Source organism: Flavivirga jejuensis, from assembly GCF_030540765.1.
In the GTDB taxonomy this organism is placed as follows: Bacteria; Bacteroidota; Bacteroidia; order Flavobacteriales; family Flavobacteriaceae; genus Flavivirga; species Flavivirga jejuensis.
The window spans coordinates 375,576-391,814 of record NZ_JAUOEL010000002.1 but is presented as its reverse complement, the minus strand read 5'-3'; the positions used below and the strand labels follow the sequence as shown (position 1 = coordinate 391,814).

The 16,239-nt window shown below is 31.5% G+C and carries 14 protein-coding genes; 10 read left to right on the top strand and 4 right to left on the bottom strand.

All coding sequences use genetic code 11. The features are described from left to right. The first annotated feature begins 206 nt into the window (after positions 1 to 206). The 5 genes from Q4Q40_RS06595 to Q4Q40_RS06580 all read left to right on the top strand — a co-directional run bounded on the left by Q4Q40_RS06595 (position 207) and on the right by Q4Q40_RS06580 (position 3,627). Entirely contained in the window at positions 207 to 686 is a 480-nt protein-coding gene (locus tag Q4Q40_RS06595) for a hypothetical protein (protein ID WP_303300996.1), read from the top strand. Positions 687 to 1,184: 498 nt separating this feature from the next. Continuing rightward, complete coding sequence (locus tag Q4Q40_RS24240) at positions 1,185 to 1,337, top strand: DUF1660 family phage protein (protein ID WP_496559853.1); 153 nt, start codon at positions 1,185 to 1,187, stop codon at positions 1,335 to 1,337. A gap of 110 nt (positions 1,338 to 1,447) precedes the next feature. Further along, a complete protein-coding gene (locus Q4Q40_RS06590; RefSeq protein WP_303300995.1) occupies positions 1,448 to 1,855 on the top strand; it encodes a hypothetical protein in 408 nt (135 codons plus the stop codon). Continuing rightward, a complete protein-coding gene (locus Q4Q40_RS06585) occupies positions 1,852 to 2,271 on the top strand; it encodes a hypothetical protein (protein ID WP_303300994.1) in 420 nt (139 codons plus the stop codon). Before Q4Q40_RS06590 ends, Q4Q40_RS06585 begins: the two co-directional genes overlap by 4 nt. A 477-nt stretch (positions 2,272 to 2,748) precedes the next feature. Further along, positions 2,749 to 3,627, top strand: coding sequence for a helix-turn-helix domain-containing protein (locus Q4Q40_RS06580; RefSeq protein ID WP_303300993.1), 879 nt, complete (start codon positions 2,749 to 2,751; stop codon positions 3,625 to 3,627). A gap of 230 nt (positions 3,628 to 3,857) precedes the next feature. Here the strand turns inward: Q4Q40_RS06580 and Q4Q40_RS06575 are convergent, their stop codons facing one another. Together Q4Q40_RS06575 and Q4Q40_RS06570 are read right to left on the bottom strand one after the other, a co-directional pair. Continuing rightward, positions 3,858 to 4,070: an antibiotic biosynthesis monooxygenase gene (locus tag Q4Q40_RS06575; protein ID WP_303300992.1), complete on the bottom strand. Its 213-nt coding sequence runs from the start codon at positions 4,068 to 4,070 to the stop codon at positions 3,858 to 3,860. 26 nt (positions 4,071 to 4,096) lie between these two features. Beyond that, entirely contained in the window at positions 4,097 to 4,483 is a 387-nt protein-coding gene (locus Q4Q40_RS06570; RefSeq protein WP_303300991.1) for an antibiotic biosynthesis monooxygenase, read from the bottom strand. Positions 4,484 to 4,900: 417 nt separating this feature from the next. On the opposite strand from Q4Q40_RS06570, the gene Q4Q40_RS06565 reads away from it, so the two are divergent. The 5 genes from Q4Q40_RS06565 to Q4Q40_RS06545 all read left to right on the top strand — a co-directional run bounded on the left by Q4Q40_RS06565 (position 4,901) and on the right by Q4Q40_RS06545 (position 12,694). After that, complete coding sequence (locus Q4Q40_RS06565) at positions 4,901 to 6,013, top strand: WD40 repeat domain-containing protein (protein WP_303300990.1); 1,113 nt, start codon at positions 4,901 to 4,903, stop codon at positions 6,011 to 6,013. A gap of 854 nt (positions 6,014 to 6,867) precedes the next feature. Next, entirely contained in the window at positions 6,868 to 7,674 is an 807-nt protein-coding gene (locus Q4Q40_RS06560) for a LytR/AlgR family response regulator transcription factor (RefSeq protein ID WP_303300989.1), read from the top strand. A gap of 845 nt (positions 7,675 to 8,519) precedes the next feature. After that, positions 8,520 to 9,062: a hypothetical protein gene (locus tag Q4Q40_RS06555; protein ID WP_303300988.1), complete on the top strand. Its 543-nt coding sequence runs from the start codon at positions 8,520 to 8,522 to the stop codon at positions 9,060 to 9,062. Positions 9,063 to 9,711: 649 nt separating this feature from the next. Beyond that, a complete protein-coding gene (locus tag Q4Q40_RS06550; protein WP_303300987.1) occupies positions 9,712 to 10,758 on the top strand; it encodes a hypothetical protein in 1,047 nt (348 codons plus the stop codon). Between the two features lie 517 nt (positions 10,759 to 11,275). Continuing rightward, a complete protein-coding gene (locus tag Q4Q40_RS06545) occupies positions 11,276 to 12,694 on the top strand; it encodes a sulfatase family protein (protein ID WP_303300986.1) in 1,419 nt (472 codons plus the stop codon). A gap of 566 nt (positions 12,695 to 13,260) precedes the next feature. On the opposite strand, the gene Q4Q40_RS06540 is transcribed toward Q4Q40_RS06545, so the two are convergent. Beyond that, positions 13,261 to 14,412: a putative glycoside hydrolase gene (locus Q4Q40_RS06540; protein WP_303300985.1), complete on the bottom strand. Its 1,152-nt coding sequence runs from the start codon at positions 14,410 to 14,412 to the stop codon at positions 13,261 to 13,263. A 7-nt stretch (positions 14,413 to 14,419) separates the two neighbouring features. Beyond that, the gene (locus Q4Q40_RS06535; RefSeq protein WP_303300984.1) at positions 14,420 to 16,135 is read right to left on the bottom strand and encodes an alpha-L-fucosidase; all 1,716 of its coding nucleotides are present in this window, start codon (positions 16,133 to 16,135) and stop codon (positions 14,420 to 14,422) included. Positions 16,136 to 16,239 lie beyond the last annotated feature (104 nt).

The window sequence follows — 16,239 nt, the reverse complement described above, 5'->3', positions numbered from 1 at the left end:
AGAATCTAAATAAGTAGCAGTACCTATTTGGGTTTTTTTTTGTTAAAAAAGATCTAATCAGAAAAAATGTCCATGAAAAATAGAGAATGGTCTATGTATAGGCTTACACGATTAAAGTAATATTGGGGTGGGGAGTAAATAATTAAAAAAAATCACAACGATTATTAATCCTTATAAAAATAGGGTTAACATAAAAAGGCAAAATAATGAGAGAAATACCTGAAACGTTTGAAAAAGTCATTAAGGAAGATAGCATTAATGATTTGTCATTCAATATTATGCCAGAGAAGAATGTTCGTGAAAAATTATTTATTAAAGAATACCGGTGCGCTAAAAACTATATTGAAGTTGAGTTTTCGCGAGAGTACTACACGGATATGATAAACAGTCCTAGCCATCTTATCTTTTTATCGCCATTAATTCAGTGTCAAAAGCTGCTCTATGTTTATTTTTGTTATTACAAAAACATTGAATATTCTCCGGGTGATGAAAGATTTAAAATATGGCCCACCAATTTTAATATTCGTTTACCAGAATTAGTGAAGGAAGAGAAGAATTTGGTTCAAAGGTTCTGGGTTAATGGGGTAAAGCAATTGCCCGATGGTAATTGGTTTGTAAAGTGTGAGACTCAAATCGGCCCAATCAAAATGACCGGTGAGGCACTTATCCTACCAGTTGAAAAATAAATGGACAACTTTCTACAAAGAAAACAGGTATGTATATAACAGGTACTGTGTTTGAAAACTTCTTAACTTAATAATCTTGAACGAATGCTTGAGGCGGTAACACCTTCATTTTAGAGGTATATACCAATTGAGCTTCTCCATAACTGTATTATTCCCCTGAATCTACCCTTCTGTGGACAGGAGCAGGAATCCAAATAAACCCGTTCCAAACACCTGGTACATTACATTGACTTTAATCTTTTAAGGGTAAAAAGAGCCCCAATAGCTAGAAAATGTTTTTTCAAAATCCTCTAAACACACCAATTCGTCCCACTTTAAATCTGGTTTAGCACTTTTTTTAGAATAATTTATATAAAGAATCAACCTTTGACGCTAGTAAACCTAAGTTAAAAAAAATATGAAGGAAATATAACTTTATAGGATTAGTGAATTTAACTAGTCATGGTTTAGTTCAAATATTTTGACAGTCTCTCCTTAAGAAAACAAGTTACAAACAAAATGAGAAATATGTATTGCAAGATATCTGGACATGATTACAAAGTATCTCGAGACGTAAGGTCTTATGTAAAAGAATATAGTTGTAATAATTGTAAAAAGGAATTGCCTACAAATAGTAAAGGTGATTTATATAGAATTAACACCAAAATTTAAAGAGATAAATACATGCTAGAGCATATTCATAATAAGAGAAAATTACGATTGTGAAAGTGTTAGATGTTGATTTTATAATGGAATTAGTAAAATATTAAGATAAAAAAAATATGGAGTGTAGCACAATTGAATTAATAAATGAGAATAGCAGTATTGAATTATCAAATAATGAAAGGTATTTTTTGAGATTATTTGTTCTTAATTATGATGATCAATACATTTCAAATTTCCTTGAAATGGAAGAGAAAGATTTAGACTATATAAAAAGGATTTTAAAAAAGAAATTTAAGACTAAAGATTGGGTTGTTTTAATTCAAAAAGCATTTGAACTTGGAATTTTAGAGGAACGAGATTATATCGATCCAGCCATAAAAGAAATAGCACTAGATTATGCATCAAAAATAGTTAATGATTTTAAAAGCAAACCTTCTAGATATAAACTTCCTAAGGATATTTTATTTGATTTTGATAACTCTATAACGCGTTCACTAAAAAAAATAAAAATTACTTTAAAATGATACAAGCTCATACAGTAAAATTATTCAATGATAAAGAATTAAATTGTTTACGTCTAACATATAAAGGTCTAGATAAGGAGGATATAGCTAAGGAATTACAGTTTAATAGTAAAAGAGAGCAAACAGAGATGGAGCGATTAATTTTAAATAAGCTCTCTGTTAATAATTTGTACAATGCTTATAGAAGAGCTTTTAATTTACAATTGCTTAATAGGGAGGATTTTATGACTGCCGATATCAAAAAGGAAGCGTCAATATTTTCCGAAAAAATCATGGACATTCTATTTTCTATAGGAGTGAGTGATAAAGAAAAAGAACTCAAAGTTTATTTGGTTTTATTAGCCTTTCAGATGAAAATCGAATACAGCTATTTATTAAATAAGGAGAAATGTGAGACTATCTTGAGAATCGCATAATTTTAAAAAATAAGGGTTAGTTAAGGTTTAATCCCTCGAAGCTGCTTCAGATCTAAAAAAAACATGTCCTATTGAATGCTTTGTATGCTTGCATCGAGGTAGCTTACTCGTCATCATGTCACTTTTAAGAAGCAGACACTTTAAGGTTGACGATATCAATTATTACCTCTTTAGATTTCCACCTATATTAAAACTCAAAACAACGACTTAGTAAAAATTATCCATGGAAAATGATCCATGTTTTACAATACATATTAGAAATAGTTTTGAGAGTAAGAATTTAACACAATTATTGAAATTTTGCCTTATATTTAACGTTGAGTAAATAGCATTGTTTAAATGCTGCGTCTAAAATTTCTAAAACCCTCTCTAATAACTTAGCAGGAAATGGGAAAATTAAAAGACACCCCAACAAGAACTAAAGTAAAAGTAGATTACAGCTTAAAAAAACCTAAAATTCCCAGAAAGTAAATAACCATGGCCCAAATTATTATTAATAAACAAAATAATGAATTAGCATTTAGATTAGAACGATTCAATAATCTAAACCAGTTTGATCATTTACAACGAAAAAATTACTACTCTATTATTCTGTTATGCAGTAATAGCTTTAATTTAAAAGTAGACTTTTCAGAGTATCAGCTCGAAGCAAATCATATGATTTGTTTATCCCCTTATCAACCTTTTATGATAACCTCAAAAGGGGAGTGCTCGGGTTTTATATTAAATTTCCATCCCGATTTTTTTTGTACATACCGCCATCAAAATGAAATTGAAACAGAAGGCGTGCTGTTTGGTAATTTTCATGGCTTACCTTATTTTAAACTCTCAGAAGAAGCATTGTTTTTTAATCTCATAGATCAAATTTTAAGGGAAATGGATAAAGATTCTATTGCACAACATGAAGTGCTAGTTGCTTTTTTAAAAGTGTTTCTTATTGAATCTGTGAGACAGAAAAAGAAATTTGATAAAGATACCGTACTAAAATTTGCAGATAGACAATCAGAAGTCTTGCAAAATTTAGTAGATGCTATTGAAGGTAATTATTCCAAGCTACACGCACCACAAGAATACGCAGATATGTTATGCGTAAGTTCTAAAACTTTAGCAAAAATGGTTAAAAAATATCTAAACCTAACCCTTACATGTTTAATAACTAATAGAATTATTATTGCTGCAAAGCGAGAGCTTTATTTAACCTCAAAACCTGTAAAACAAATAGCCACGTTTTTAGGGTATGAAGATGAGTTTTATTTTAGCCGATTTTTTAAAAAGAAAGTAGGCGTTTCACCAGATATTTATAGAAAAACAGTTGGTTTCGCTAAACTAGAAAAATCACAAGCTAATCTTTTGTAGTTAGTTATAGATCCGTATATCAAAAAAGGAGCATCAATTAAGAAGCGTCTTTTTAATCATACTGGCTCTAGTTTAATTGTGCTATGATAAATTCAGTTTTATACTTTTAATAGCCCTAAATTTAAAAACTTGTGACTTTAATTTAGTTTCAACCTTCGAAAGGTCTTACTATATAAGCGACTCAAAGAACAACGCTAATTTAAACTAGAGCCATCATACTTTAATTAATTTTATTTTGATGCCAAAATATCTATGTTTTGAATAGCTGAGGCTTCAAAATCTTTTAGAATAGCAGGAGCTTTTTCCAAAAGAGCCGCTGCTATTTTTCCTGTTAAGTGTGCATCTCTACCAGTAGCTTCCGCAAAAGTATCAAATATAGCGTACTTTGTGTTATCTAGCTTAATGGCATACCACGATAAGGTTTCTGGTTTATCACTTACCAATTGCTTACCTACTTGAAGAAAATTTTCTACATCTGCGATTTACCTGCTTTAGCGTTTATAATAACCAATAATCCTTTGTTTTGTGTCCCAGGTTTATGATGAGAAGCAATGATATTAACGGGTTTAATACTCACGTTCACATCAAAGCTTTCCAATAAATTATCAGCATGTGCTAATAAAGCTTTTGCAACGTCGCCTTTTAAATGGGCTTGTTTACCTGCTTCTACTTCAAAAGTATCATATATGCCAAAAGAGCTTTCGTTTATCCTAAAGGCAAACCAAGACACCGTTTGAAGTTCGTTACTTACTAGCGCTAATCCACTAAGTAAAAAATCTTTAACTTCTTTTTCTTTACTGGGTTTAGCTTTCATGGTTACCAATAATCCAATGGTTTCTTTTTTTGTACGTTTCATAATATTACTGTTTTCATGTTTTTAAATTTTTGTTACAGTGCAAATTTGTTGCAAATTGAAGGATCTAGGAATGGATATCTATAACTTATGCATAGAACATTTTTTATAAATAAATACAAGTATAAACACGACTAGCATACGTCATTGCGAAGTAGGAACGACTGTGGCAATCTATGTATGGATAGTCAGTATCATGGCTAAATTAAAAACCACAGCAAAACCACTCATTTTTCATTAATTCAAATGCAAAATGAATTTTATAACACACAAAACAAGTTAAATACACGTGTTAAAACAGTTCCAGCAAGTCCCATAAAACCTCTTTTTAGTCCCTATTTTAACATGCTTCAGCACTTTTTTTAGAAGAGCTGCCAAATAGGATGAATCTTCGCTTTGAAATTATAACCGAAAAAGAAATTGATACAATTAAGAAATATACAAGCAATCCTTTTTGGGCTGTTAAGTTTAGCTAGTTATGGTCAAGCTCAAATAAGCGTTAATACCAACGAGGCAATAAGTAATTTGTCAAGTTATAGCATGAGTTGGTCTGATGACAGTAAAACTTTGGCTATAGGAGTTCATGATGCTAATGATAACGGTACAAAATCTGGGCATGTACGTGTTTACAAAAATAATTCAGGAGTTTGGAGTCAAGTAGGTGCAGATATCAATGGAGAAAAGGTAGGAGATTGGTTTGGCTACAGTGTAAGCTTGTCTAATGATGGCACTACGGTGGCTATAGGAGCTAAGCGTAACCATGGTCATAACGGTAAAAATTCGGGGCATGTACGTGTTTACAAAAATAATTCGGGAGTTTGGAAACAAGTAGGTGCAGATATAGATGGCGAAGCAGAGGGAAATTGGTCAGGTTATAGTGTGAGTTTATCTGGTGATGGTGCTATTGTGGCTATAGGTGCTGTTCTCAACAGCGGTAACGGTACAAAATCTGGGCATGTACGTGTTTATAAAAATAGGTCAGGAGTCTGGACTCAGGTAGGGCAAAATATAAATGGTAAAGCAACAAAAGATTATTTCGGGGCAAGTGTGAGTTTGTCTAACAATGGGACTGTTCTAGCCATAGGCGCTCATCAAGGAGGAAGATCATCCGGCTATGTAAGTGTATATAAAAATGTGTCAGGAAACTGGTTACAAATAGGTGATGCTATTGTTGGTGAATCAGTTGGTAATTTTTCAGGATGGAATGTCAGTTTGTCTAGTGACGGCTCTACTGTGGCTATAGGAGCATATATGAACAATGATAAAGGCGTAAGATATAGTTATGTACGTGCTTATCAAAATAGATCTAATACCTGGATTCAGAAAGGCGCAGATATAGATGGTAAAACAACAGGGTATGATGTATCTGGGTTTAATAATATAAGCTTGTCGGGTAATGGTACTATCATACTCATAGGAGCCTATGAAAAAAATAGAGGTAATAATAAACAAACACCAGCTATAAATTATGTACGTGTTTATAAATATAAAGACAGTCTCAATATATGGAGGCAAATAAACACAAATATATAGAAACTAGGGTGGGTGGTAATGAGAGTATAGGTTGCTCCAATATTGTCTTATTTATAAATGTAGGTTTAAATAAGTAAGATAAAATCAAGTAATGATTAAGGTTTTTGGGGCCATTTAGAGAGCAGCCTATATACCACCCAAATAGTACAGTAATAATAATTAAGTAGTACAAATTTCTCATGAGTAAAATATAATAATTACCTAAAACAAATATGAAAAAAAATGACATACCAATGGCTTTCTTTAAAGCTTCTGAAAAACTAGTTAAAATAACATTATTACCCCTGTTGTATTTGGTGGTGTTTGTACAAATATGCACCATTATATTCGGGCTAATAAGTCTGATTATAGTCATGATCAATTAAAAAAATACTTAAATCAATACATAAAAAATAAAATTTAAAAACAGTGATAGAGTAAAAAATGTAGCAGCATAATTAAATTTTAAAAATTAGATTTTCGGTTTGATTGATTAGTAGTTATTGGCATTTAGTAAATAAATCGATTACGGTGAGAGAGTTATAGATGAGATGTGCTTAATAAAGTTAAAGGTCAATAGTCTTAAAATAAAAACCAGAGAATAAATTATCCATGATAAATGGACTATTATCTATGTTTTATAACATACAATGAAGATAATTTTGTAAACAAATTAATTAATAGCAATTCACTTAAAATGGCGTGTCTTGATTTAATATAAAGGATCTAGTTGGGTGAGGTATTTCGGTTAAAAGCCAAACGAAAACCCTAACTAGCGACACGCTTATTGGTTTTGAAGTAGGGCAAAATATCGCTAGAGCAACGTGTATAAATGGCTATTAAAAATGATGAGGTAAGTATTAAAAAAAACTTTAATGAAAGATAGAGTAGCAATTTTAACCAAAAAGAAGTCAGACTGTATATCGCTGTTGGACGATTTAAGAAAAAGTGGGGTGCGTAGACGTGAAGTCTTTTTTAGTTGGGAAGATTTGTGGATGTCTGAACAGAATAATGAATACGATTTTATACTGATTGATTATTGCTTTTTTGAGATGTTTAGAGACGATATGTTATGCTATCATTTATTTCATCAATATAAATTTAAGATAATCTTTTACAGTAATATTTCACAAAATATCGAAACTCAAAAGGGCCAAATGGAGATTGATTTATATCGGATGTTTTTTAGACCCTTTGTAGATTTTGATAAACTCATCGGTAGTAGTGAAAATAATAATGTTCTGATGGGATCGCAAGATAGTATGGTGAGTATGACTTCAGAAAGAAAGAATGGATTGAGATATAATAACGGGACTTTTTTTTTAAAGGAAGGATATTCATTAATCAAATTCGATTTAAAAGAGGTGTTATGTCTAGAGAGCGACCGTAATTATATCACCATTTATTTAAGTAACGGTAAACATTTAATAAGAGAAACACTACAGTCAATGCTAGAAATTTTACCAAATAATTTTTTAAGGGTTAATAGATCGGTAATCATAAATGTAGACAAGATTTTTAAGGTGGTAGGTAATAAGATGCATATAAAAGGCTTAAATAATTTTCGGCCAGTAATAGCAAATAAATACAAACTCGACATTTTAGATGCGGTGCCGCTGTTTAACCTGAAAAATTCAATTCGTTGGAATTGTCTAAAAGAAGAAGTCAAAAAAAATGAGTAGGTAGTACGTATAGTCTGCGTAATTAAAAGGAAACATAATGCAAACAGAAAAACAATAAGATTAATTTTTTTTTAATATGAAAATTATCAGAAATATAATAATCACCCTTATTGTTGGAGGTTTATGTATAGCTAGCGTGAGTTAACGTGAGGATAACAATAACCATGAAAAAAAAGATAGAAATACTTTATTAAATGAAATAAAAACACCAAAAATAAAAACGTTATGCTCTCTAGTAATCATGATGCTGATGCTATCCTTGTTTACAGTTGTGAGCTATAATTGCATTATTCCTTTATTTCATAAAAAAAGTAATAAGATAAGAAATAACGTTTTGTTTTTTGCTGTGATAAGCATTCTATAAAGTGATCTAATTCGTGGGATTTTTAATAAAAATAGAAAAGATCACAACTATCCTAATTGATTATGAACTTGAAAATGTAAGTTGTTAAATTATGAGCAAAAAAAGAACTAGAAACTTTTAAATAGCTTCTAAAAGAAATTTAGTAGCAAAATTTTCAAAAAAATGATTATAGAAATAACACGAATATTAGTAGGTATTATACTGGTAATAATGTTTTACTGTGCGGTAATTGAACCTAACTCAAGAAATGAAAAAAATAGGAATTATAAAGAATATATAATAGGTAACCAACTATCAGAGAAACAAAATATGAAAAATAAAAAAAGTGTTGACTATCTTTTCATAATGATGATAAGCTTACAAATAGTATTAATGTTAATAATCCTAAGATTACTAGTGCTATAAACATGAGTGTAATAAATAAAAAGGATAGGAATGAAACGATTAGACTTAATAGAAGACATCAGATTAAAAGAGATAGATGACGAATTTTAAAAAAAGAATAGTATTATTATTAGTAATAGTTAGCACAATAGCTAATGCTCAATTTATAGATAAAGATTATACGCAAGTAAGTGTATTTATAGATCCAACAATTACCGATAATGGATTCCAGATAGGGGGCGAAATTCAAAAAATTATGCACTGGGGCTATGCGTCTATAGGGGCTTCAACATACAACGGGTTTGAGGTAGCTTACACAGATTTAATAGGTACAATAGGCATTAATTTTAATTTGTTTAATAATAATGTAGTGAGGTACTATAGTGGGTTTCGGATGGGGTTGATTTGGAGAGAAACAAACCCCTTTCCTATGGTTGGTGGAGCTTTAGGTTTCGATATGAGACTGTCAAAATTTTATTCTAAAACCCAATTTCACATAGGTCTAAGACTATGGACAGACTTCAGGGAAGACCAGAAAGATCAGTTTTATGGAGATTCTAACGGCTATAAAAAAGGACTCATTACCAACAATCCGCTTTTACAAGAAAATGGAGCAATAGTACTATCTATGTCATGGTGAGCACGGAATAAAGTAATATATCATCAATGAGTAGAATGCCCTAGAATCTGGCAGGTGAGTGTCAATAGTTTGAAAATGCTGTATAATAGAAAAGCTGTTTGAATGCAGTGAAGAATCCATATATCAACCTCTATATAAATTCTGTAGTAAAATCAAATTAATGATTTAGGAAGGGCAGAGGAGAATTGCTAAAAAAACAAAAGAACCGTCATTGCCAGAGAAACGAAGCAATTTGTGAAATCAAATTTAAATATGTCATTCAGAGATTTGTGTTAAAAATTTTAACTAGCGGATGAAATGACGTAATAGGGGTGTCATTCAGAGACCTGAGATAAAAAAAATATCAAGTGGAGGAAATGACGTTATAGAGTATGGTCAGGTTAGTAGTTTTTTTGTCATTCCTGCGAAGGCAGGAATCCACATGATCGAATATTTTTAAAGTTATGAAAAACAACGTCTTAAAAAATAACGTCAATGGTAGGAGGTACGACTGAAGAATCTTTAGAGATTAATTATAAAGATTCTTCGCTGTTCTCTGAATGACAATCGATTATAAATTAAGTATTTATAAAAAACATCAATGGTAACAAGGTGAAGAATCTCATCAACGTATATATAAAAAAATAATATAATATTTCAACAATTTACTATGAATATAAAAGAAAACACTAATACTTCGGAAGAAATCGATTTAGGCCAATTATTCAAACTTATAGGCAATACAATAAATGTTTTTTTTAAACGCATCGCTATTATTTTAAAAACAATATTCCATCTTTTTATACTTTTTCTTCTGTTCTTTAGAGATCACTTTTTTAAGTTTTTATTAGCACTTTTTTTGGGGATTGGGGTTGGCGCCTATATGGATTATATAGCGGTACCGCTATATAAATCCACTATGGTTATTCATCCTAATTTTAATAGTGTGAAACAAATGTATAGTTACATAGAGTTTTATAATCAACTGGCAAAACAACAAGAAAGTAAGGAGCTAGCAGAGGTGTTAAATATTCCTTTAGAGATAGCAAAAAGTGTAAAGCATATAGAAATAGCTGCATTTTCAGATGAAATACAAAAAATGAAACAATTTAGCAAGTTTATTGAAAATCTAGACTCTATAACACTAAAGGAAATAGATTACCAAGACTACCTAAAAAAATTTAATGATATTAATGCAGAATTTCACGAAATCCAAATAGAAGCAACGAAACCTGAAGCTGCTAAACAATGTGAAAAAGTAATTGTTACTGCTGTACAGAATAATGAATACTTCAAGTTGCAGAAAAAAATTTATGATGATAATATAATAGTTAAAGATACCATGATAAGAGATCTGCAAAGAGAAATCAAGAATTTACAATCATTTTACAAAGAGATTAAAATATTAGAAGCTCAAAAACTAGAAGGAGGAACTACCAATATTAATTTGACAGATAACAAAATTGAGCAAATATCAGAAATTGAACTATTCGATCAGATAAAAAAATTAAAAGATGAAAAAGTCGAGTTAAACATAGATAAAGGAAAAACAATAAATATAATCAATGTGATTTCAGAATTCCCCAATAAAGGAATATTAATAAATGATTTTTCTTCTAAGAAAATAGTCCAGATGCCGCTCTTTTTTATAAGTGTTTTATTTTTAATAATAGTAATGGGTGTCTTAAATAAGTACTTAGCTAATTATAGTAATTAGAAAAATTTAAGATGAGTTCTATATATAGTTCTCGTATTATCAATAGTTAATAAGTTTTGTCAGGTCGATACCCGATAAAAAAATCTTAAGTGGATGAAATGACGTGTTAGAGTAAACTCAATAAAGAAGGATAGTCCTCAATAAATTTGAAAAATATTTATCACAACCGAAAAAAGGGAGAAATTCCTGATCTATAGTTTCCCAACGATGTTTTATTCTAATATCCTGTAAGACCTCTAAAAAAAATACTATTGTAACAGAAAAAGTTTGGCGTGTAAATTTTTTAAATCTTGTGATTGATTTTGGAATACCGAGAGGCCAATATTCTACATTTTCTTCAGCTGTCGGAATTGGCTATGGAGAAGAGTTCTTTTTGTATAGTTTTTTAATATGCTGGAAATATATTATACTAAAAAGTAGATAAGAGAAACAAAAGAACTTATTTAAGCAATAAATTATACTAAATATAAAATATTTTTACGATCAAAATACCAGCTAAACTCAATATTATTTTTTTATGAAAGTCTTTAAATTTTATGTTTTATGTTTTGCATGTTTGATAACCAACTCAAGTTGTGAAACAATAGATAAAAAACCAGAACCTATTGAAGCAACAAAACCTAATATTGTTTTCATCTTTGCAGATGATTGGGGGTGGGGAGATTTAAGTGCACATGGTCATCCTTATGTGAAAACTCCAAATATTGATAGACTTGTAAAAGAAGGCACCGATTTTCAAAGATTTACGGTTGCGAGTGGTGTTTGTTCGCCAAGCAGGGTAGGCGTAATAACAGGGCAATTTCCCGCAAGACATAATATTGATGGGCATTTTGCATGGGTATCAAGTAATGCTAAACGAAATATGCCCGATTGGTTAGATTATGATATAACGTTATTACCCAGGTTGCTACAACAAAATGGTTATAATACGGCTCATTTTGGCAAGTGGCACATTTCTAACAATATGGTTTTAGATTCGCCTACTCCAGATAGATATGGTTATGATACTTATGGCGCATTTAATTGTTCTGGAGAACAAATGCCTTACTATAAAGATGCTGATAACACAGTGGCTTTCATAGAAAAAAGCAATAAGGAAAATAAACCATTTTTTATTAATCTGTGGGTTCATGAACCGCATACACCACACCATGTCGTACCAAAATACCAATGGCGTTTTCCAGATTTAAATGAAGCTGATAATATTTATGCATCTGTTTTATCGCATGCTGATGATAGAATTGGGCAGGTTTTGGATGCACTAGATCGTTTAAACTTGACTGATAATACCTTAGTTATTTTTAGTTCAGATAATGGACCTGCAAGATCTACTACAGTCACTGAACTAAAAACATACCTTGATACAGCGACTGGTGTTGGTTACAATATTGCTGGTTCCAAAGGCATCACAGGAGGAAGAAAAGGGTATAAGGCAGCTCTTTTTGAAGGCGGTATAGGCGTACCGTTTATAGCGCGTTGGCCTGGGAAAATAAAAGCTGGAGTTGTTGATAATGTGTCTCTTATGTCTGCAGTAGATTTACTTCCTACATTTTGTGAAATAGCAGGTGTAAAATTACCTGAAACGTATAAACCAGATGGAATTAGTCAAGTCTCTACGCTTTTTGGAGAACCTTATCCGTTGCGTATAAAACCTCTTTTTTGGAAAATAGGCGCTAGTCGGTCTGTAAACAAAGAAAATTCAGATCATTGGGCGTCTTATGCTATTGTAGACCAAAGGTGGAAGTTGGTAGCTAATCATGATTTAAGCTATGTAGAGTTATATGATATTGTAACTGATACTTATGAGAAAAACGATCTTAAAGAAGGGAATGTTCTTGTAGTTACTGATCTAAAAAATAAAATAAAGGAGTGGAAAAAAACGCTACCTGAAAAACCAAATAAAAAATTATTCTCAAAAGAAAGAAAGGAACTCTAAATTTCATACCCATATTAGAAAACTAAAAAGCAGAGTTAGTTTAATACCTCGACTCTTGAGTCGATTCCTATTATTTATTATTGGGTTTAGGGCTTGCTCTAAAAGTTTAATACCTTTTATTAGCCTCAACTTGGAGTTAAAAAGATGTATTTTAGTGCATTTCGCGTTTAGCTTCTAAAAATTTTTGACACGAATTTCACGAATTCACACCAACTCAGTTTTACCATATTTAACGAAGCAGACTTTTTAGTCTGCCAAAACGAAACTATGAACTTCCTGCAGGAGAGGTTTCGTTATTGAATTTGTATTTCTTTAACTTAAATCTAAAGAATTGCTCGACTCTGCGTCGGGGTTTCCGATGTCTCTTTTGGAGAGGTCAGAACTACCTTTTTTGGCAGTTCTGGGAGAGGAAAAATACAGAATTTTGGTTTTTGACCTTTTTAGGTCAAAACCTTGTGGGCAACTTGATTGGGTATGAAACCAGCGAAATACTTCTATAGCTCTGCCGAGAATAGTTGGTTTCAAGAAATTCTTTATTAAAATATTAGTTTGATTTTTTTACTGTATTAAGGTTGTTTCCAATCGATTTTGGCGTCTTTAGTTTCCAAATCAACCCAAATAGAAGCATGTTCAAAATCTCGTGTTAATTGCCAACCATTAACTTTCATATCATGTAAAGGCTTCCCTAAAGGTTTATCAAATTCGGGATACCAATTTGTAGCACCATGTTTAAAACGATATCCCCAATTATATATGAAATATGAATTTTCTTGAGCACCAGCTAAAAAAGAAGCCAAGGGAAATGTTATATTTTCTTTAGAAATCTTTTGTTTTTCTTTTAAAGATTTTGCCATAAAATCTTTGTCCATCCAAGTATATTCAGCAGGCCATCCTTTAAAGACTACTATTTTACCAGTTTTTCCAGCTTTCTCCATTTCTTGTATATCTTGTAACATACTTTCTTTAGAGTTACTTTTCAGGATGCCAAAATGTTCAATCATTACGGCATCTGTATGGTCTGGGAAGTTATTTCCTGTGTTATTATTTGGGATAGAGCGAATACCATTATAAACAATAAGTTTATCGCTGCCTAATGCTGTTCTTGTTTCCTTAATTAAATCTTTTAAACCTTGTTGAATAGCATCGTACTTTTCTTGACCCCAAAGCTTTATATTAGCTTTACTAGCTACTTGAATAAAAGCATCCATAAAAACCCCATCAGTTGAGCCATTTAAAATTTCTTTTTTTGCTGTTTCTATCCACCATTTTCGAACTTCTGGATTAGAAAGGTCATAACGTCTGATGTTTCCATTTTTTAGGTCATATGCATCATCCTTTGTTTTTAACCACCATTCTGGATGATTTTCATAAACATTATGAGCTTCATACATAGGGTAATCTAAAAAGGCATTCCAATAGAAAATAACTTTTATATTGGGATTCAGTTTTTTTAACTTTTTTGCAGTTTCCTCAATCCCTGTTTCAGTGTTTTTATATTGAGGTAATCCATGTCCTTTCTCCAAGACAATAAAGTTTGAATGAGAGGTAATAAATTTAGCTTCACTATTAGTTAAACTACCTTTTTTTCCAAAATGAAATGCTATAGGCACTTTATCCCAACTAAATTTAGGATACTTTTTATTTGTTTGCCCAATAGATTGATAACAAATTAAAAATACTAAGACATGAATATAATAAATGATTGATCGATTTTGCATGGGGTTATTAATTATCCATAGGAGTCAATATTAACGATTTTAAACTTGAACTCACTTTGTCTCCTTCAACTAATGATACAGAAATTGTATGTTTACCTGGTTTTTTAAATTCTAAGAGTCCCATATTGTAGCTTACGTATTTCTCGGTTGCAGCTTGTTGGTTTTGAATGGTAACACCATCATTTGTAGCTATTTTCCAAACCAATCTTCCAGTACCAGCATAACAAAGATTTGCATAATAATATCCAGCTTTTTGAACATCAACGTTCCATTTCACAGAACTGTTTTCTTCCCAATTACCTACCTGGTTTGCATGTTTCCATTCTCCAAATTTTTCCATCCAACGCAGGTTCTTTTGTTCCGCGTTTGTTACTTCGCCAAATTCTGTAATTAATTCAGTTTCACTATTTGGATAAACACCTAATTCATCATCGTTAACCACGACTGTTTTACCATCTTTGAATTTTAATTCGATAATTGAAATCAATTTCTCTGGTGCTCTATAAGGAATATCAAACACAACCCATTTATCTTTTTCTTGTTTAAATGTAATGGATTTACTTTTTCCTTCTGGATTCAATAGTTTAGCAGATTGTATGTCTGTTTTTAATCCTGGTAAATACAGTTTTCCATCGGTAGGCCACTCTGAAACTGCTAAATACATGGAGTTCTCTTTTGTAGTAACATCGCCCCATGGTAGCTTATAATCCCAAGGAGAAGGCCCCGCATCGTAAACGACTTGCGGATATTTTTGCAGCCATTTTCCAGATTCTCTCAAAAATTCTGCTCCAATTTCTGGTACCGTTCCCATATTATTTGGGCCGACATTAAATAAGTAAGACCCACCTCTTGCAACGGTTTCAACTAATCGAGAAATTATAACCTTTGGACTTTTAAAATTATTATCGTACCAAGCATAAGACCATGAATCGTTATTAGTATCACAAGTCTCCCATAAACCTTGTATACGTTTTGTAGGCACCTCCATATCACCAACACTTGCATAATCGCCTAAACCGTATCCAACACGGCTACACATCATAGCTTTAGGTTGTAGTTCTCTTACCATAGCTGCTAGTTCTACCACATACTTTTTTTTCATATCTCCAGGCGTATCAAACCAAACAAAATCTATATCGCCATAGTTGGTACAAATTTCTTTAACTTGAGGTTTGCACTTATTGTAGAAATAATCTTTAAAAGAAGCTGTTTTTCCGTTTTTGTCTAATTTTGGTCCTCTTGTACCTCCAGGGGTTGTCCAATCTTGATTGTGTGAATAATAGAATCCAAAGCCTAAACCTAATTCATGACAAGCGTTTGATAATTCATGCATAGGGTCTCTTCCAAAAGGGGTAGCATCTACAATATCAAAATCACTTACTTTTGAGTCAAACATAGCAAAACCTTCATGATGCTTACTTGTTATGATTATATATTTCATTCCAGCATCCTTAGCTAATTGAGCTATTTTTTTAGCGTCAAACTCGGTAGGATTAAAATCTTTGGCTATTTGTTTATAGTCTTCAACAGGAATACCAGCCATTCTTGGGTTCATAATCCATTCTCCAATACCGTAATACGTTTTATTATTCCAAACGCCTCCTAGATTGGAAAATAGTCCCCAATGGATAAACATCCCGAAATTACTCTCATCAAAGAATTTTCCTTTTCCATTTTTTAGAGCGTCTACCGAAACTTTCGTTTCACCCCACATTTCTTCCATTCCTTTTTCCTTTTTAGCCTGAGAATGTATGTTTATACTACAAACAAGTATTGCTAAAATGGAAAAAATAAAACATCTTTTGTTGAACATATGCGTACTATTAC